This window comes from Chitinophagaceae bacterium (assembly GCA_016699815.1).
In the GTDB taxonomy this organism is placed as follows: Bacteria; Bacteroidota; Bacteroidia; order Chitinophagales; family Chitinophagaceae; genus Ferruginibacter.
On record CP065012.1, the window covers coordinates 2,041,252 to 2,060,363 of the forward strand.

A 19,112-nucleotide genomic window follows, 5' to 3' on the forward strand; every position below is an offset into this window, starting at 1 on the left:
ATGTTATGAGTAATCCATCTGTAAAATTATCCTGGCGCATACTCTTATTGAGTACACTTGCATTTATGATTTGCTTTTCGGCCTGGATGATAAATGGTGTGCTGGTTACTTTTCTTGTAGAGCAGGGCGTATTTAAATGGAGCCCAATACAAATTGGCTGGTTGCTGGGTATCCCTGTTTTGGTAGGTTCTATATTCCGGCTCCCGGTAGGTATTCTTACAGATAAATATGGCGGCCGTTGGATAATGACAATTATCCTTGTTTTTAGTGCCATACCGATGTTTTTTTTATCCCATGCAAATAGTTTTTTATCATTTATTTTATTGAGTTTTGGGTTTGGCCTGGCCGGTACATCATTTGCAGCTGGTGTGGCTTATAGCAGTTTATGGTTTCCAAAAGAACAACAAGGAACTGCCTTAGGGATTTTTGGTGCCGGAAATGTAGGAGCAGCCTTAACTACTTTTTTTGCACCCTCCATTTTAAATAATCTCACAAATTATGGAGCAAATATTGAAGGCTGGCGCTCTTTACCTAAATTATACGCAGCTTTATTACTTGTAACTGCAATTATTTTTTTACTGGCTACAAAAAATAAATTACCGGCTGCATCCAAAACTATGCTTCAGCGGTTATTGCCATTAAAAGAAACCAGGGTTTGGCGTTTTGGCCTTTATTATTTCTTTGTATTTGGTGGTTTTGTTGCTTTGTCTCAATGGCTGATACCCTACTATGTAAATGTATATTCTTTAACGATTGTTGCAGCTGGTTTTATGGCTGCCGCTTTTAGCTTGCCTGCAGGATTGTTTAGGGCTGCAGGCGGCTGGCTTTCCGATAAAGTAGGTGCAAGAATGGTGTTGTTATGGATATTAGGTATAAGCCTGGTTTGCATGGTTTTTTTATTTATTCCCCGAATGGAAATACAAGCTCCGGGGCAGGGTGTTATGGCCGGTAAATCTGGTACGGTACGCTCAGTAAACGCAAATGAAATTATTGTAGGTAACGACACTTATTTACTGCAAAGCAAAGCAGGTAACTCTTCCGAAGTGGCCATACGATTTGGCATTCATCACGATAAAGAAGGTTTTTTATTCCTGCCCACTACAACGTATCATCAGGAACCTAAAGTAAGAGTAGGAGATGAAGTAACAAAAGGGGATTTATTGGCCAAAGGTGTAACCCTTATTTATTTCCAGGCAAACAAATGGATTTTTTCTGTGTTGGTTTTTATTATTGGAATTATGATGGGCCTTGGCGGCGCAGCAGTATTTAAACATATATCAGATTATTACCCTTCCAATATTGGAACCGTTGGTGGCATTGTTGGTGTATTAGGCGGCCTTGGTGGTTTCTTTGGCCCATTGGTATTTGGATACCTGTTGAAATCTACTGGTATATGGACCTCCTGCTGGATGTTTCTTGCTGTGCTGGTAGTAATTTGTATTGTGTTGCAACGTACAGCAATAAGGGCTGTTACTAAAAAATCTTCTGCTATATAGTTTATTAAGAATGTAATAAACTATTTAGGAAACTATCCCATTATAAAAAGATTAATGGAGCAAATAATAAACGATAAAGCAATATCTGCATCAGGTATAATAGCTGCGGCTCTAAAGGACGGAATAAAAAACCTTTCGCCTTCCTATTTTGCCCTTGTGATGGCTACAGGAATTATTTCTATTGGTGCATACCTTATGGATATGCAATGGATAGCTTATATTTTGTTTGCTCTCAACAATGGTTTTTTTATTGTATTGTGGGTGTTAACCCTTCTTCGTCTCTTTTGGTTTTTTTCTTCTTTTAAAGCTGATTTAACCAACCATATGGCAGGAACGGGTTTTTTCACTTCAGTTGCCGGAACTTGTGTATTGGGTATTCAATACATTATCATGGTTGAGAATTATTATATTTCGGCTACGCTTCTTACGTTTGGAATATTATTGTGGTTGTTTTTAACCTACACGATTTTTACTACACTTACAACGCAGCAAAATAAACCTACATTAGATAAGGGTATTACCGGCGGCTGGCTTACCGCAATTGTAGCTACCCAATCAGTTTCTATTTTGAGCGCTTTAATTGCATCGCATACCCCACAGCCTTATCGTATTGAAATAAATTTTTTTGCATTATCCATGTGGTTGTGGGGCGGAATGTTTTATATATGGATGATCTCGCTGATTTTTTACCGATACACTTTTTTTAAATTTTCTCCCGGCGACCTTGCACCTCCTTATTGGATCAATATGGGGGCAATGGCCATTTCTACCCTGGGTGGTTCTGTGCTTATTATTAATGCTCCCGATGCCCCTTTTCTTGAATCACTGCTTCCTTTTTTGAAAGGCTTTACCGTTTTTTACTGGGCAACCGGAACCTGGTGGATTCCTATGCTGATTATTTTAGCCATTTGGCGGCATATTTATAAAAAATACCCGTTAAAATACGACCCTCTTTACTGGGGAGCAGTATTTCCGCAGGGAATGTATGCTGTATGTACCTTTCGTATGTCCAAAGCCTTGCACATGCCCTTTCTCCACTACTTTTACGAAGTGTTTATTTATCTCGCCATATTGGCATGGACCGTTACATTTACAGGTTTGGTTCGTTTTTTTATTTCAGAAATCAAAAAAATTAAATATACAATTGCTCTTTCTCAAAAATTAAATATTAAAGAGAAAAACCAGTTGTTGTAAATTATTCCCCATCAGTAATATTCTCGTAAAAAAAATGTAACTTAAGTGCTCAAATCAATTAAAGAATTATGAATAATATTTTTGAAAATAACGACAATAAAAAAACAGATTACATTAAAAGATTTGTAGAAAAAGATGCTGCAGTTGAACAGGTATATTCTCCAATGGATCCGCCAGGCGCTTATAAGCCACAGGGTATTGAGCCGGTTCCTTATGAATACCTGCATCCTGTAATGCAATTATTTATGAACGAGCATAAAACTACGCTTGCACAAACAGATCAACTAGAGCAAACATTAATTCAAATTAAAACAGAAGGCATCAGCCGTGAAAAAAATAAAAAGCTGGGTGAATTTTTTGCTTATTTGGATGATAAAATTGTGCTGCATAATTTAAAAGAAGAGCGCATATTATTTCCATTTATACACGACAGAATGATTGACAACGGCGAACATGGCACTGGACCAATACCAGATACGGCTGTAGATATGCTGGAGAACGACCACATTAAAATTATGGAATTGTCTACCCTGGTTTTTAGCCTTATGGGAATTACTTCCCGCATTACCGATCCGGTTTCCAGGGCAGTTTTGATGGATACAGCTGTAGAACAGGGCCTTTCGCTGGTTGAATTGCTGCGCCTGCATATTTTTAGGGAAGACAATGTGGTTTTTCCCCTGGCGCATAAATATTTAACCGAAGGCGATTATGAAAAAATTTCTAATAAAATGAAAAAATATTTTTCTATTGAGCTGCTGGTAAAAGCCCAATGATTTTTTATAACTATGCTTAAAGATAAATTTAACCGTGTACATAACTACCTAAGAATTTCACTTACTGATAAGTGTAATTTACGTTGCACCTATTGCAACCCGGTTGATTTGCCCAAAGGATATTTTTCTCAATTTACCAAAATGCTGCCTCAGGAAATGGAGCAAATTGCAACAGAGTTTGTTCAGCAGGGCATTAATAAAATACGCCTTACGGGTGGTGAGCCATTGGTGAGGAAAGATGCAGGAGATATTATCCTCCGTTTATCAAAACTGCCTGTAGAGCTGGCTATTACTACCAATGGTGTGTATGTTCATGAATTTTTAAACGCTTTTAAAAAAGCAGGGATGCGATCTGTAAACGTGAGCCTCGATTCTTTAAAAAGCAGCCGTAACCTCCTTATTACCGGCAGGGATGTTTTTGATCAGGTTACGCAAAATATAAAATTGCTTTTAAAAAATAATTTTCATGTAAAGATTAACGTGGTGGTAATGAGAAATATTAATGATGATGAAATTTTGGATTTTGTTGCCTGGACAAAAGAACAGCCGGTTCATGTGCGCTTTATTGAATTTATGCCCTTTACCGGCAACCATTGGAGCAACGAAAAAGTGTTTTCCTATAAAGAAATATTAGATAGAGTTTCTGAAAAATTTACTTATAGTAAATTGCATCATGAAAAGCACGATACTGCAATGAAATTTCGTGTAAATGGCCACTGTGGCACTTTTGCCATTATCAGCACCATGAGCCAGCCCTTTTGCAGCGGCTGCAACCGTTTGAGGTTAACAACAGACGGAAAAATGAAAAACTGTCTCTTTTCCAAAAGCGAGGTGGATATTTTAAGTGCATTAAGAAATGGGGAAGATATACTGCCATTAATCAAGCAATGTGTTTGGGAAAAGGAAGAAGCACTTGGCGGCCAGTTTACGTCAATAAATGGCAAGCCCGAAGTAGCTGAAATTATTAACAGGAGCATGATCCATATTGGCGGATAAAAAATAATTTATGAAAATCCTGCTTACCGGTGCAAATGGATATATTGGCATGAGGTTATTGCCCGTTCTTGTAGAATCGGGGCATGAGGTTACCTGTGTAGTAAGGGATGTTAATAGGTTTAAACCTTCGCAGGATTTACTGGATAAAGTAGAAATTATAGAATTTGATTTTTTAAAGCCGGAAAATGCCGTGCAAAGTTTTAATCACAGGCAGTTTGATGTAGCCTATTATTTAATTCATTCGCTGGCCGATACATCCAATACACTTAAAGAATATGAATTAAGGGCTGCTGGTTGTTTTGTGCTGGTAGCGCTACTCACTAAAGTGCAACAAATTATTTACCTGGGTGGAATTAGCAACGATGAATTTCTATCCAGCCATCTTACGGCACGCAAAGTTGTGAAAGATGTAATTATAAAATCAGGCATCCCATATACCATTTTTGAAGCGGGCATAATTGTTGGCTCGGGCAGTATTTCGTTTGAAATTATTCGTGACCTTACCGAAAAATTACCCATAATGATTGTGCCACGCTGGCTCAATTCCAAATGCCAGCCCATTGCCATTCGCAATGTAATTTATTACCTGCAAAACTGTGTAATGAATGAAAAATCTTTTTTTAAGACTTTTGAAATAGGCGGTCCCGATGTATTAACTTATAAGCAAATGCTACTGGGTTTTGCAAAAGAAAGAGGGTACAAAAGATTAATTTTTACTTTGCCGGTGCTTTTTCCAGGCTTATCTGTTTACTGGCTCAACCTTACTACCTCTGCCAATTTTACTATTGCCCGGCAATTGGTAAAAAGTATGAAAAACGATGTGATATGCAAAGAGTTTTCTATAAAGGAAATAATTCCGCAATATCTTATTCCTTACGATGAGGCATTGAAAATGGCATTTGCAAGAATAGAGCAAAATATGGTGGTATCCAGTTGGACAGATTCTGCATCAAGCAGCCTAACACGCCTTGATGTGAGCCAATATATTGAAGTGCCCGTTAATGGATGTTTTAAAGACAGGAAATGGACAGAAATTTCTAAAGACCAGATTGAAGTTGTGGCCAACCGTTTTTTTAGTATAGGCGGTGAACATGGATGGTATTATGCGGATATGCTATGGCGCATAAGGGGGATTCTTGATAAAATTATGGGCGGAGTAGGGTTGAGCCGTGGCCGAAGGAGCAAGGTAGATATTGAAGCTGGTGATACCATAGATTTTTGGAGGGTAATTTTAGCCGATCGCAAAAATCACCGGCTGCTCTTATTTGCCGAAATGAAATTGCCCGGCGAAGCATGGCTAGAATTTGCCATCGTTACCAACGAAAGCCGCTCTATACTTAAGCAAACAGCAACCTTTCGTCCCAAAGGTATTATGGGAAGAAATTACTGGTATGCCATGCTGCCTTTTCATTTTTTCATTTTTAGAAATATGCTTAAGCGCATAGCAGGAAAAAAGTAGTTATAAAACTGTAAATTGATGGTAATGATTTCCGTTGCTGAAGCAAAGAGAAAAATAATTGAAAATTGTCCCGCTCCAAAAATCATACAAGTTCCATTAGCAGGAGCCGGGGGATTTGTATTGGCCGAAAATTTATTTGCACCCATGGATGCCCCTCATTATAATCAGTCGGCAATGGATGGTTATGCATTTGCTTATAATGATTGGGATAGAAAATCGGGATTGGATGTAATTGGCGAAGTGCAGGCTGGCAATACGTTTAAAGCCGGTATAAAACCTATGCAGGCGCTCCGTATTTTTACCGGTGCTGCTGTTCCTCCCAGTGCCGATACCGTAGTAATTCAGGAAAATGTGCAAAGAGAGGATAATGTAATTTTTATAAAAGATCCAAATTTGCTTAAAGGTAATAATGTAAGGATTGCCGGCTCACAAACTAAAAAAGCAGATTTGGTTTTGCAAAAAGGCCATTTACTTACCCCGGCATCTATTGCTTTGCTTGCAGGCTTGGGTATTAGTTATGTACATGTTTTTTCATTGCCTTCTGTAAGTATTATTGCAACGGGTAAAGAATTATTAAAGCACGGAGAATGCCTGGTTGAAGGAAAAATATATGAGTCAAATTCTTTTGGCCTTAATGCTGTATTGCATCAAATGGGTATTTTCCCATCTTCAATTCAAATTGTTGACGATAATGAAACAGAAATATGCAGGGCAATAAATAACCAACTCCATGTTGATATTTTATTAATTACCGGTGGCGTATCTGTGGGTGATTATGATTTTGTAATTGCTGCACTTAAAAAATGTGCTGTAAAAACAATATTTCATAAAGTAAAACAAAAACCGGGGAAGCCATTATTTTTTGGCACCTGCAATCAATCCCTGGTGTTTGGCCTGCCGGGCAACCCGGCTTCGGTACTTACCTGCTTTTATGAGTATGTCGCAGAAGCTATAAAATGTTATACCCAAAATCAATTTTTTAATATTTCCTGGATGCCATTGAGCAAAAGTTTTTCTAAAAAAGCAGGGTTAACTTTTTTTCTTAAAGGAAAAATTTTCCATAACAAAATTGAAATTTTAGATAGCCAGGAAAGTTATAAAATGAATTCTTTTGCTTTAGCAGATGGCATTATTGAATTGGAAGAACCAAAAGAGAAATTTGAGCAAAATGAGATGGTTAGAGTCAGGGTTTTTGTATGATTTCGGTCATTATTTTTTGCTAAGGCTGTACTTAACTTGGTTGTAAATTGAAGATGGCAATTGTCAATATTATTTAGTTTTCTTTAATTGTGTTTAAAAAAGTTTAGTATGAATAATTTTAAGCATTGCAGCTTCATCTTTTTTGCAACAGTAATTTTTACCGGTTGTTATCAATCAACTAGTAAGGATAGTTCATCAATAAAGTCAGCTTCCCATATAAGCCATAAAGAAGTAGCGGCAAAAGGTTTCAATGTTGAGAATGAAGGAGCCTGTTTGCTGCCCATTGCGCCTGGGGATACTTTTAAGTACATCAGTAAAGTTTTAGAAGTAAAAGGAGATGTGGAAAATACCTTAAATCTTACCGTAGATTCTTTAAAAAGAATGAAATTGGTTACTTTAAATAATTTGAATGTGGTTTGCCTGTCTGGCGCTACAAGCAGCGCAAAAGCAACGAGAAAAGCTGTGCTGCTAAAAGATATACTTGAAAAAGCTGTGATAGTGCAGCAAAACCATAAAGACCGTAATTTAATAATTGTTGCAAGGGCTACAGATAATTATAAAGCAACATTTTCCTGGGCAGAAATATTTAATAACCCAACCGGTGATAATACCTTTGTTATTTTCGAAGAAGATGGTAAACCAATAGCATCACATGGAGAAATGAAATTAATTTGTGCCAATGATATTAAAACCGGGCCAAGGCAGGTAATTTGGTTAAAGAGTATTGAAATTACCAGGGTTAATTAAATAACTTTAAATAACATCAATGGATTTAGAAACCATAAACGTTCTTTTTTTTTCTTTGCTTTTTTTTGTGGCCTTTATGTATTCTTCTGTAGGGCATGGTGGAGCAAGCGGGTATTTGGCATTAATGGCTTTTTTTTCCTTTGCGCCTGAGGTAATGCGTCCTACTGCTTTGCTCCTGAATATTTTTGTTTCACTTACAGCCTTTATTCAGTATTACCGTGGTGGGCATTTTAGCTGGAAGTTGTTTTTGCCCTTTGCTGTAGCTTCGGTTCCTGCTGCTTTTTTAGGCGGGTTAATAAATATAGATGCAGGGTTGTATAAAACTATTTTAGGGATATTACTCCTGTTTTCTGTTATAAGGTTAATTGGCTTGAAATTTAATAATATCGAAAAATTTAAAAAGCAAAACCTGGTATGGTCATTAATTATTGGTGCTGCTATTGGGGTAATATCAGGGATAATAGGCATTGGCGGCGGAATAATTTTAAGCCCGGTGATATTGTTATTACATTGGGGCAACTTGAAACAAACCGCAGCAGTATCAGCTTTATTTATTTTGGTGAATTCAATTTCTGGTATGGCCGGATTAATTACCAGGGGTGTGCAGATGAGCCATAATATGACTTGGATGATTGTGGTGGCTTTTGCCGGGGGCCTTTTGGGCTCTTATTTTGGGGCTATGAAAGCCGGCAATTTCTTTTTAAAAACTTTATTGGCATTTGTGCTTTTATTGGCATCGGTAAAATTATTGTTTACTTAATTGATAAAATATCCCAATATCCACGCCTATTTATTGGCCGGTGGCAAAAGCTCCCGGATGGGAACAGATAAGGGTTTATTGCACTTTCAAAATAAATATTTAGTTGAATGGGTGATTAATGAGTTGCAATTTGTTTTTGAAAAAATTACTATTGTTGCCAATAATGCAGTATATCAAAAATTTAATTTGGAGGTAATAGAAGACGAAATTAAAAATATTGGACCGGCTGGGGGCATTTTTACAGCTTTAAAACATGCCCACACCAAAAGCATTTTTGTGGTAAGCTGCGATATGCCATTCATCACTGCTAAGGCAATAGGTTTTGTTGTCGGCCAATCTGCCGGCACACAAATAACCATACCTGTTTACCATACTAAAATGCAACCTTTATTTGCAGTGTATAGCAAAAGTTGCCTGCCAATATGGGAGCAGCTTATTGAACAAAAATTTATTAAATTACAGGAAATGGTTGCTCATTTTGATTTGTTGAAACTGAATGTTGACCATAATATTATTTTTGATGAAAAAGTTTTAATGAACATCAATGATAAAAATGACCTTAAAAAAGGCCTTCAATTTCTTAAAAATGAAAATTAATATAATAGCATTTGGGCAGGTTGCCGAAGCATTGAAAGTGGATAGTTTTATTGTTGCAGACATAAAGGATACTGAAGATTTACTAAAATACCTAAACCTGAAATTTCCACAAGTGCAGCAAATGGAATTTAATATTGCAGTAAATAAACAAATAATACACGGCAATACTATTTTAAGTAATAATGATACCATAGCTTTATTGCCGGCATTTTCCGGTGGATAAAATGATACGGCATAATACATACGAAAGATACCAGCGTCAAATAATTTTAAAAGAATTTGGCCCAGCAGCACAGGATAAATTACTGGCTGCAAAAGTGCTTGTTGTTGGCGCCGGGGGATTGGGTTGCCCTGCATTGCAATACCTTGCTGCTGCAGGGGTTGGCAGTATTGGTATTATAGATTTTGATTTGGTGGAATTATCCAACCTTCAAAGGCAAACCTTGTTTACTGTTGAGGATATTGGTAAACCTAAAGCAATAGTTGCTACACAAAAATTAAAATTGCTGAACCCGGATATACAGATTGATGCGTATTATTACAAAATTACTCATAAGAATGCATGGGATTTACTTGGCCTTTACGATATTATTTTAGATAGTTCGGATAATTTTGCAACAAGATATTTGCTGAACGATGCTTGTGTGTTGCTCAATAAACCTTTGGTATATGGCGCTGTTCTTCGTTTTGAAGGACAGGTTGCAGTATTTAATTTGCAAACAGAGCAGTGCAATTACAAAACGAATTACCGGGATTTGTTTCCCCAGCCCCCGTTGCCGCATACAGTTCCTTCATGCAACGAGGCAGGTGTAATTGGCGTATTGCCAGGAATTATCGGCACCATGCAGGCGGCAGAAGTAATTAAAATTATCACGGCAATTGGCGAGCCTTTGACTAATAAATTGCTTACTTATAATGTACGCAACAACCGTTTTTTTGAATTCCTTATTTCACCTGCAAAAAGTGTTTCAATAAATATTCCTGCAAATAAAACCGGGTTTGAAAACTTTGATTATGAATGGCATTGCGGTATTGCTAATAACCAGGATGAAATTACTGTGGATGAGTTTGATGAGCTAAGAAGGAAAGACGGGGTGCTGGTTATGGATGTAAGGGAAATTGGGGAATTACCGGCTATAGATGAATTTCCATTTATTCAAATCCCTTTAAGTAAATTGGAGCAAAGGATAAACGAAATATGCACAAACAAAAAAATTGTTGTTTTCTGCCAATCGGGCATACGTAGTTTAAAGGCGGTAACCATCATTCGGGCAAAAACTGGGCTGGAACAGGTTTATAGCCTTAAGGCCGGTATTGAATCCTGGAAAATACACAATAGAAAAAAGGCAATATTTTAAAATTGAATAATGGGGGAAAAAAAAATAAAGAATGTATTTGTAGAAGGTGCAATAAAGCCGGTTTTTATTGGCGAATCTATTTTAAAACACAATAGTAAAAAGAATATTGGAGCACATAGTATTTTTTTGGGACAGGTACGAAACGATAAAATTAAAGAACAGGAAGTAATTGCAATAGAATACACAGCTTATAAGGATATGGCCGTTGAAATATTTCAGGAGATAAGGGAAGATTTTTTTAAAAAATATCCCTTAGTTTGTATGCACATTTATCATAGCCTGGGCCGGGTAAATGCAGGCGAAATAAGTTTATTTGTTTTTGTTTCTGCAGTGCATAGAAAAGCAGCTATAAATGCCTGTGAAGAAATTGTTGAACGCATAAAAAAGGAAGTGCCCATTTGGGGAAAAGAAATTTTAGGAAACGAAAATTTCCAATGGAAAGAAAATTCATAAACAATTATGGTAGATATTACATCAAAAATAAAAACACACCGTATAGCCATTGCACAAGCTACGGTAACCGTTAGCCGGCAAGAAACTATTGCAGCAATTAATAATAGAGCCGTGCCTAAGGGTGATGTGCTGGAAGCAAGTAGGGTAGCCGGTTTGCTGGGTATAAAAAAAACCAGTGATTTAATCCCCGATTGCCATCCCTTACCCATTGAGTTTGCAAAAATAAAACATAGCATTGATGGATTGGATATTAACATAGAGGTGGAAGTACACACAATTTATCGTACAGGTGTAGAGGTAGAAGCCATGCATGGCGCTTCGGTTGTGGCCTTAACTTTATACGACATGCTTAAGCCTATTGACAAAGGAGTAGAAATAAACCATATTAAACTACTGAAAAAGAAAGGAGGAAAATCGCAGTATATTGAAAAATTATCCCGGAAAATTACCGCAGCGGTAATTGTTTGTTCAGATAGTATTGCCACAGGTAAAAAGCAGGATGCTGCCGGTAAAGCCATCATAGCAAAGCTTGAAAAATGCGGAATTGAAAATAATGAGTATTGCATTATTCCGGATGAAGTAAAAGATATTCAGCAAAAAGTAGGATTTTATTGTAACAATAAAATTGATATAATCATACTAACCGGCGGCACTGGTTTATCACCAAGAGATGTTACACCTGAAGCCATTCGGCCTATGCTTGATAGGGAAATTCCCGGAATTGGAGAAGCAGCCCGTGGATTTGGGCAGGAGATAACACCCTATAGTATGCTATCCCGTAGCCTCGGCGGTTTAAAAGGCAATACATTAATATTGGCACTTCCGGGCTCTACAAAAGGTGCAGCAGAAAGTATGGACGCACTTTTTCCCTACATACTTCACCTTTTTAAAGTAATGGAACATTTAAGGCATGAAGAGATGGGTAATTCCTAAAAGTTTTTACTAAATAGTTTTTCCCCTTTATTATAGAAACGCTCCATTTCATCTTTAGGAACCAGGGCGCCACCTGTTGCCCAGGCAATATGGGTAATTTTTTCTGGATTGAAATGATGGCTTTCCTTATATCCCGATTTTGCTATTTGATACGGACCGATTAAACCCGCAGTGGCAGAAGGTTCCAAAAAAATACCTTCGGTTTTTCCCAGCATATACAACAGTTTAAAAAGTTCATCGTCTTCAATAGTATAAATTCCGCTTATTAAAACGTTACTAATGCCAGAAGCAAATGCAGATGGCCGCCCTACTGCCAACCCATCGGCTTCTGTTATATTATCAATTCCAAAATCATGCACACTCAGTTTTTGCATTTTACCAGTGAGCAAGCCCAGTAACACAGCAGGCGAATGTGTAGGTTCAGCAAAAAAGCAATGGGCATTATCCCCAAAAATTTGCCTGAGTCCAAAGGCAATTCCGCCTGGTGAACCGCCGACTCCACAGGGAGAATACACAAATAGCGGATGCGTTTCATCAATAATGATATTCATTGCATCCAATTGATTTTTTAACCGGGTTGCCGCAACACTATAGCCCAGGAATAAATATTTTGAATTTTCGTCGTCAATAAAATATCCTTTAGGATCTGCATTTGTAGCTTTTCTCCCTGCATCTATTGCCTCGCTAAAATCACCGGTAAACTCCACTACGTTTGCACCTACCGATCTTAATAGTTCTTTTTTCCATTCTTTGGCATTAGCAGACATATACACCGTTACCTTAAAACCCAATTTTGTACTTATTATACCAATACTTAAACCCAGGTTTCCTGTAGAGCCAACGCCTATAGAGTATCTTGAAAAAATATTCCTGAACTTTTCTTCTGCCAGTACTGCATAATTTTCTCTTAGTTTTAAAAGGCCGCTTTGTATAGCCAATTGCTCGGCATAATGCAACACTTCAAAAATACCACCTCTGGCTTTTATAGATCCGGCAATAGGTAATTCATTGTCACATTTCAGCAATAATTTCCCAGGTATAGATATCCCTTTCTGCTTATTGAGCAATAACTGCATTTGTGGAATTTCTTTTAAAGGCGATTCGATTATACCGCCAGTTTTTATTGTTTCTGGAAATGCTTTTGATAAGTAGGGAGCAAATCTTTCCCAAAGTTCAGCTGCATCCTGCAAATCCTGCAGGGTAACAGGTAACGAATGGATGTTCCGTATTTTTTCCCGGTTTGCATTGAGCCATATTACCGGTTTTAAACTGATAATATCTCCCAAAAGCGGGTATGCAACAATCCATTTATTGAGGTCACTAAAAGTCATGGCTGTTACAATATAATTAAAAATTCTGAAAATTCTTATGCATATTTCCTTAAAAAATTCTGAATTATTAAGCGAATAACTAAAGGTTTCCTAAAAGAAAAAATATTTTTACTTAATTGGGTAACTTAAAGTTTTTTTCATAATAAAAGATATAATTGTCTTTTATAATGATAAATGATTAATTTTGCGCCGGTAAATTACCAGTGCATTTGATAGGGTAATTAAATTACCATTTAATCCACACAATTAATACAGTATTATGGCAAAGATTGCTAAACGTTCCTGGGCCGAACCTTACAGGATAAAAATGGTTGAATTATTAAAGGTAACAACAAAACCACAGCGTATTAAAGCGCTTAAAGCAGCAGGTTTCAATACTTTTTTGCTGCCTGCAGAAGATGTGTATATAGATTTATTGACAGATAGCGGTACCAATGCAATGAGTGACCAGCAATGGGCCGCATTTATGACCGGAGATGAAGCCTATGCTGGAAGCAAGAGTTACTATAAAATGGAAAATGCTATTAAGGATTATTATGGCTATAAATATATTGTGCCTACTCACCAGGGCCGTGGCGCCGAGCATTTGCTTTCTCAAATTTTAATAAAGAAGGGCGATTTTGTGCCGGGTAATATGTATTTCACTACTACAAGGCTGCACCAGGAAATGGCAGGAGGAAAATTTGTAGATATTATTATTGACGAAGCGCATGACCCCAACAGTGAATTTCCTTTTAAGGGAAATGTGGATTTAAATAAGCTGGACAGCCTGGTTAAAAAAGTGGGTGCAGCAAAAATTTCTTATATCTGCCTGGCAACAAATGTAAATATGGCAGGCGGCCAGCCGGTAAGTATGGCTAATTTAAAAGAGCTGAGAAAATATACTAAAAAGCATGGCATTAGAATTATACACGACATGACACGTGTTGCTGAAAACGCTTATTTTATTCAGCAACGGGAAAAGGGATATGAGAAAGTAAAAATTAAAGATATTGTAAAGGAAATTTGTTCTTTAACCGATGGAGCAACCATGAGTGCAAAAAAAGATGCATTGGTAAATATTGGCGGTTTTTTGGCCATTAACGATTGGAATGTTTTTGAAGAAGCCAGGAACCTGGTTGTGGCTTATGAAGGGCTGCATACCTATGGTGGTATTGCCGGCCGTGATATGGAGGCAATTGCCGTAGGCATTATGGAAAGTGTGAACGATGCCCACCAGGCAGCACGTGTTGGACAGGTGGAATATTTAGGAAAGAAAATGCAGGAATATGGTATTCCTATTGTAAAACCAATTGGAGGGCATGGTGTTTTTGTAGATGCAAAAGCATTTTTACCGCATCTTACGCAGGATCAATTTCCGGCGCAAACCCTGGCAGGCGAAGTATATATTGATTCAGGGGTACGCACCATGGAAAGAGGTGTGGTATCTGCCGGAAGAAAACCTAATGGGGAGAATTACTATCCTAAGTTAGAACTGGTACGTTTCACTCTACCTCGCCGTGTATACACTCAGGCACACATGGATGTAGTAGCAGAATCAGTGGCAATGGTGCATGAAAGAAGGAAAAATATTAACGGATTGAAAATGGTTTATGAGCCTAAATACCTACGGTTCTTCCAGGCAAAATTTGAGCAACTAAAATAAAATTTGACAGTTAATACTAAAGCAAGGTAGCTTTCTTTAAAATGTATTTATTTTTATGATGTTTACCGGGCATGCCTTTGCTACTTTTTTTGCAGTTTCATTTAGTGATGGATTAATAGGTAAAACGGTAGTTTGCTTTTTTAACAATCCTTTTATTAACGTGGCTTTGCCATCTTTTTTTGACATACGCCAAACTTCAGGCATCATTTCATAGCAAATACCACAGCCAATACATTTATTCCTGTAATGTACAATATTGGGCATTTCAGGTTTTTATTATTTTATAGAGTTTATCAGTTGGGGATATTTTGTGCTCACAGGCAAGCGTTACAAAGTCGCCTTTTACCGCTTCTGATGATATTGCACCATTAACTAAAAGCTTTTCTACCGGCTGCTTTATTAATCCAAAACCCGGACCGGTAAGTAATAAGGTATCACCAACTTTAATACTTCCTGTTTCTATTAAAAATTCACCCACTTTAATTTTTGAAAAATATTTTTTGCCTTTGCCTACATATATTTTTTTCTCTGTAGCTGCAGAACCGGGGTTATCAGTCCATTCTCCTAATTTTCTTCCGAGATAATATCCTTCCCAAAAACCCCGGTTGTACACCTTTGCCAATTCATTTTTCCATAAATCAATTTTTTCTTTTGTATAACTATTTTCCTCAATAGCCAATAAAGCTTTTTTATAGATTTTAGTAACTATAGATACATATTCCGGTCCTTTTCCACGGCCTTCAATTTTTAAAATTGTTGCTCCGCTTTCAATAACCTGGTCCAGGATATCTATGGTACAAAGATCCTTTGGCGACATGATGTAATTATTTTCTATCACTAGTTCTTCCTGGGTATCTATATCGGTTACTTTATAGGCATGGCGGCAATTTTGCGAACATGCACCCCTGTTTGCTGAAGAGTTTTGAGCGTGAAGGCTTAAATAACATTTACCCGAAACAGCCATACATAAAGCGCCATGAATAAAAATTTCAATACGCATTAATTTTCCCGAAATTCCATTGATCTTTTTTCGGGCAATTTCAGCGGTTATTTGTTTTACCTGTTTTAAAGTAAGCTCCCTGGCCAATACAACCGCATCTGAGAATGATGCGAAAAATTTTATAGATTCTATATTACTTACGTTGGCCTGGGTTGAAACATGTAAAGGAATATGGAGCTGCCTGCAATATTCCATCACGGCAAAATCCGAGGCAATTACCGCATCTATTTTGTGTTTCTTTACTTCTTTTAAAATAGTTTTGAGTAATTGCATATCATGCTCATACATTACTGTGTTAAGTGTAATATAGGTTTTAATATGATGTTGGCTACAGGTTGCTTGTATGAGTGGCAAATCACTTAAAAAAAAGGAATTTATAGATTTTGCCCTCATATTTAATTGGGCTACACCAAAATAAATAGCATCGGCTCCGGCTTGTATAGCGGCATGCAGGCTTTCAAATGAGCCGACAGGCGCCAATAGTTCTATTTTCTTTTTTATATTTTTACTCTTCATGCTTTTGAAGTATTTCTGTTTTTATTTCTGCATTTTTTAGTTGAGTATTATTATTTGCAATCTTTTCTTCAATAATTTCCAAAATGCTATCGGCCTGGTTTGGATCAAAGTCCACATGGTTTTTTTTCTTTACACCAAATTGCGTTAGTTCAAAATGTAAATCAGGTTCAATATGATGATTACTCAGGCAGGCTTTGGAGCAGGATAGTGGGCAGCCGTCAATGGCAATAATTTTTCGTCCTGATTTTGCTGTATTTACCATTTTTTTTACATTACCTCCAACGCCAACGATACAGGACATTTCGGCTATTGCTTTCCTGTCTATTTTTACTGCTATGTAATTGGCCATTTGTGCAGCACTGGAACAGCCTGAACAGGAGTAGATGATTGGGTTTTCCATATTTTTAAATAATCTTTCCCTTTTGGGGTTTGCAAAGGTTAAAAATAAAAGACAATAATATCTTTAATTTACAAGAAAATTTTTGGAAAACAGCCAGGCCAGTTTGTTTAGTGTTTGATAAATAGATTAAATAGGGTAATTAGTATATATGGGTTTTTTATAAAGTACCTATTATTTTTGCTTTGATAAGCAACAAAATAAAAGATAATTTTGCATCCAGAGTTTACTTAACAAATTTTACTATGAATAAGCCTTTGCATACTTTTTTCACGAACGACCATCACCGGCTGGAAGCATTACTTGAAAAAGCCACGGAGCAACCGGAAACAATTAATATGGAGTATTATCATAAATTCAGAACCGGTTTGTTGCGCCATATTAAAATGGAAGAAAAAACTTTATTTCCTGCATCAATTAAGATGAATAAAAAAGTAATGCAAAATTTAATTCCCCGGTTTAAATTGGAGCATGGAGCATTAACAGCATTGCTGGTGCCGCCGCCAACTCATTCCATCATAAATGCAATAAGGCATGTTTTAGAAAAACATGATTTTGCGGAAGAGGAAAACGGGGGCTTATACGATGTGTGCGAAGCTTTAACGCAAGGCCAAACAGAAGAGCTATTGGCGGTATTGGAAAAAGTAGAAGAAGTTCCGGTACATCCACCAAACCCAGCACCCATTGCTATTGAAGCGGCAAGGCGTGCATTATTACGGGCTGGTTACGATTTTGATAAGATAAAATAAAATAAGGAGAAAAATTCTCCCTATCTGTAATTATCCTTTTACTTTAATAACCCTTACCTTCCATTCTTCAGGGCCCTTAATTAAGTATTCCCATTTAAAAGGGTCTTTGCTTTCTGCTTCCATTTGATAATAAAGTGGCAAAGGATCATGGTCGTTAAAAAATTCAAAAGCTTCACCTTGTTTTATTTCGGCAAAAGCTTCATAAAACATTTCGTGGCGCTGTGCCGGCGCAAAAGGCCTCAGGTCGTATTCATTCACCACCGAAAAGCCATCATCGCCTAAACCGCTTTTTACTTTTTTGGTAATATGCACTACAACTTCGTTTGGTTCCTGTTTTTTGTAAATCCAGGAATGTTTACCTTCAAATTTTTGCATAAAAATCCCATGTATTTCTTTGGGGTCGTCTGCTGCAATAATTTCCATGCTGTCTCCCTGCTCCATCATTCCATAGCGGTGAAATACAATCTGTTTCCATTCATCTTTATTCGCCTTTCTCAGGTCGAGCAATGTAGATATGTCTGTAAATTCTCGTCCTTGTGAGGCTTCAGTACGGGTAACTTTTACCATCCATTCCCTGCCGCCACGGTTCAGGTATTCCCAGCCTACCACATCACCGTAAATAGAACGAAATTCATAGTAAAGCGGAATAGGGTCATGGTCATTAATAAAAACAAAACTTTTATCAACTGGTAATTCTTTAAAAAGCTGTATGAGTTTTTTGTGTCTTTCAATGGGAATAAAAACCCTCATATCCAATGCTTCCTGCCCTGCGGTATTTAATTGGGTATCCATATTTAAATTTTTTTTGCAAAGATAACTTTTATCAATAGTGGTTGGCTGTTATTATTGTAACAATACGGTCAAAAAAAATGTTTTATGATCTGGCTCATAGTTTAAGTGAAACGATACAATTTATATTAATAGTGTAAACATTTTTTAAAATTAAAAGCAGTTTAAAATATTTTCCCAAAAGAAAACCCAATGAACGGAATGCCATCGTAGTGATTAAAAACCGGGGTAATACTTAATTTATACATGAAGTTTTTGCTGCTATGATGCCTGAAGCCTATATGTGGAATAAAATTAAAATAGCTGTATTGTACGGGGTTATTGTTTATTCGGTCAACAATTATATAAAGTTTTACATCGGCTTTGGTATAAGTAACCCCGGCGCCAAAGTCAATAAATGATTTGCTTTTATCAATGGGCAACAGGTAATTTACCCCAAATGGAATAGTGGGCCTAAGTTGTTTTGCTCCATATATGCCTACGCCAATATGGCCATAGATTTTTGTAGATTTGAAAAGCTGCCGTTCATAATGTACAGATGCCATTAAGCCGTTGCCTCCTATTTCTAAATAGGTTGCATTTGTGTAGTTTTTGTTGCGTTGCCCATAAGCACATATAGATACTATTGAGGTAAGCAGGCAAAATAAAATTTTTTGCCTGCTAAGGTTTTTTTGCTGCATACATTTTAAGAATAAAGTCGGCATAAAAAAGCTGCATCA

The 19,112-nt window shown here is 37.0% G+C and carries 21 protein-coding genes; 15 read left to right on the forward strand and 6 right to left on the reverse strand.

The window, feature by feature from the left end; genetic code table 11:
- Positions 1 to 5: 5 nt before the first annotated feature.
- The 13 genes from IPO46_09020 to IPO46_09080 all read left to right on the forward strand — a co-directional run bounded on the left by IPO46_09020 (position 6) and on the right by IPO46_09080 (position 11,966).
- Positions 6 to 1,496, forward strand: coding sequence for an MFS transporter (locus tag IPO46_09020; protein ID QQS62263.1), 1,491 nt, complete (start codon positions 6 to 8; stop codon positions 1,494 to 1,496).
- Between the two features lie 54 nt (positions 1,497 to 1,550).
- Complete coding sequence (locus tag IPO46_09025; GenBank protein QQS62264.1) at positions 1,551 to 2,690, forward strand: tellurite resistance/C4-dicarboxylate transporter family protein; 1,140 nt, start codon at positions 1,551 to 1,553, stop codon at positions 2,688 to 2,690.
- Positions 2,691 to 2,758: 68 nt separating this feature from the next.
- On the forward strand, positions 2,759 to 3,463 hold the full coding sequence (locus IPO46_09030) for a hemerythrin domain-containing protein (protein QQS62265.1): 705 nt from the start codon (positions 2,759 to 2,761) through the stop codon (positions 3,461 to 3,463).
- 12 nt (positions 3,464 to 3,475) lie between these two features.
- Positions 3,476 to 4,459 (forward strand): GTP 3',8-cyclase MoaA, encoded by a 984-nt coding sequence (gene moaA, locus IPO46_09035; GenBank protein QQS62266.1) that lies wholly within the window; start codon positions 3,476 to 3,478, stop codon positions 4,457 to 4,459.
- Positions 4,460 to 4,469: 10 nt separating this feature from the next.
- Positions 4,470 to 5,918 carry an SDR family oxidoreductase gene (locus tag IPO46_09040; GenBank protein ID QQS62267.1) on the forward strand — a complete coding sequence of 483 codons (1,449 nt, stop codon included), beginning with the start codon at positions 4,470 to 4,472 and terminating at the stop codon, positions 5,916 to 5,918.
- A gap of 24 nt (positions 5,919 to 5,942) precedes the next feature.
- Positions 5,943 to 7,118: a molybdopterin molybdotransferase MoeA gene (locus tag IPO46_09045; protein QQS62268.1), complete on the forward strand. Its 1,176-nt coding sequence runs from the start codon at positions 5,943 to 5,945 to the stop codon at positions 7,116 to 7,118.
- 108 nt (positions 7,119 to 7,226) lie between these two features.
- Positions 7,227 to 7,865 (forward strand): molybdopterin-dependent oxidoreductase, encoded by a 639-nt coding sequence (locus IPO46_09050; protein QQS62269.1) that lies wholly within the window; start codon positions 7,227 to 7,229, stop codon positions 7,863 to 7,865.
- A 19-nt stretch (positions 7,866 to 7,884) separates the two neighbouring features.
- Complete coding sequence (locus IPO46_09055; GenBank protein QQS62270.1) at positions 7,885 to 8,625, forward strand: sulfite exporter TauE/SafE family protein; 741 nt, start codon at positions 7,885 to 7,887, stop codon at positions 8,623 to 8,625.
- Positions 8,626 to 9,222 (forward strand): molybdenum cofactor guanylyltransferase, encoded by a 597-nt coding sequence (locus IPO46_09060; protein QQS62271.1) that lies wholly within the window; start codon positions 8,626 to 8,628, stop codon positions 9,220 to 9,222. It begins immediately after the preceding gene.
- Positions 9,212 to 9,445 carry a MoaD/ThiS family protein gene (locus IPO46_09065; GenBank protein QQS62272.1) on the forward strand — a complete coding sequence of 78 codons (234 nt, stop codon included), beginning with the start codon at positions 9,212 to 9,214 and terminating at the stop codon, positions 9,443 to 9,445. Before IPO46_09060 ends, IPO46_09065 begins: the two co-directional genes overlap by 11 nt.
- Position 9,446: 1 nt before the next feature.
- On the forward strand, positions 9,447 to 10,580 hold the full coding sequence (locus IPO46_09070; protein QQS62273.1) for a HesA/MoeB/ThiF family protein: 1,134 nt from the start codon (positions 9,447 to 9,449) through the stop codon (positions 10,578 to 10,580).
- A 9-nt stretch (positions 10,581 to 10,589) separates the two neighbouring features.
- Complete coding sequence (locus tag IPO46_09075; protein QQS62274.1) at positions 10,590 to 11,033, forward strand: molybdenum cofactor biosynthesis protein MoaE; 444 nt, start codon at positions 10,590 to 10,592, stop codon at positions 11,031 to 11,033.
- 6 nt (positions 11,034 to 11,039) lie between these two features.
- Positions 11,040 to 11,966, forward strand: a complete 927-nt coding sequence (locus IPO46_09080; GenBank protein ID QQS62275.1) for a bifunctional molybdenum cofactor biosynthesis protein MoaC/MoaB — start codon at positions 11,040 to 11,042, stop codon at positions 11,964 to 11,966.
- On the opposite strand, the gene IPO46_09085 is transcribed toward IPO46_09080, so the two are convergent.
- Entirely contained in the window at positions 11,963 to 13,297 is a 1,335-nt protein-coding gene (locus IPO46_09085; GenBank protein ID QQS62276.1) for a D-serine ammonia-lyase, read from the reverse strand. The two genes, IPO46_09080 and IPO46_09085, sit on opposite strands and share 4 nt — an antisense overlap.
- A gap of 259 nt (positions 13,298 to 13,556) precedes the next feature.
- Here IPO46_09085 and IPO46_09090 point away from each other — a divergent pair, with 259 nt between their 5' ends.
- Positions 13,557 to 14,942: a tyrosine phenol-lyase gene (locus IPO46_09090; protein QQS62277.1), complete on the forward strand. Its 1,386-nt coding sequence runs from the start codon at positions 13,557 to 13,559 to the stop codon at positions 14,940 to 14,942.
- Positions 14,943 to 14,978: 36 nt separating this feature from the next.
- Here IPO46_09090 and IPO46_09095 read toward each other — a convergent pair whose 3' ends face one another.
- Genes IPO46_09095 through IPO46_09105 form a run of 3 tightly spaced genes read right to left on the reverse strand, consistent with a single transcriptional unit; the run spans position 14,979 to position 16,858 of the window.
- Positions 14,979 to 15,206, reverse strand: coding sequence for a ferredoxin (locus IPO46_09095; GenBank protein ID QQS62278.1), 228 nt, complete (start codon positions 15,204 to 15,206; stop codon positions 14,979 to 14,981).
- A 1-nt stretch (position 15,207) separates the two neighbouring features.
- Positions 15,208 to 16,458 (reverse strand): U32 family peptidase, encoded by a 1,251-nt coding sequence (locus IPO46_09100; GenBank protein QQS62279.1) that lies wholly within the window; start codon positions 16,456 to 16,458, stop codon positions 15,208 to 15,210.
- The gene (locus IPO46_09105) at positions 16,448 to 16,858 is read right to left on the reverse strand and encodes a putative zinc-binding protein (GenBank protein QQS62280.1); all 411 of its coding nucleotides are present in this window, start codon (positions 16,856 to 16,858) and stop codon (positions 16,448 to 16,450) included. The genes IPO46_09100 and IPO46_09105 overlap by 11 nt, the downstream gene beginning before the upstream one ends.
- A gap of 242 nt (positions 16,859 to 17,100) precedes the next feature.
- Here IPO46_09105 and IPO46_09110 point away from each other — a divergent pair, with 242 nt between their 5' ends.
- On the forward strand, positions 17,101 to 17,604 hold the full coding sequence (locus tag IPO46_09110) for a hemerythrin domain-containing protein (GenBank protein ID QQS62281.1): 504 nt from the start codon (positions 17,101 to 17,103) through the stop codon (positions 17,602 to 17,604).
- A 30-nt stretch (positions 17,605 to 17,634) separates the two neighbouring features.
- Here the strand turns inward: IPO46_09110 and IPO46_09115 are convergent, their stop codons facing one another.
- The gene (locus IPO46_09115) at positions 17,635 to 18,396 is read right to left on the reverse strand and encodes a DUF2249 domain-containing protein (protein ID QQS62282.1); all 762 of its coding nucleotides are present in this window, start codon (positions 18,394 to 18,396) and stop codon (positions 17,635 to 17,637) included.
- Between the two features lie 161 nt (positions 18,397 to 18,557).
- Positions 18,558 to 19,073 (reverse strand): hypothetical protein, encoded by a 516-nt coding sequence (locus IPO46_09120; protein QQS62283.1) that lies wholly within the window; start codon positions 19,071 to 19,073, stop codon positions 18,558 to 18,560.
- Positions 19,074 to 19,112 lie beyond the last annotated feature (39 nt).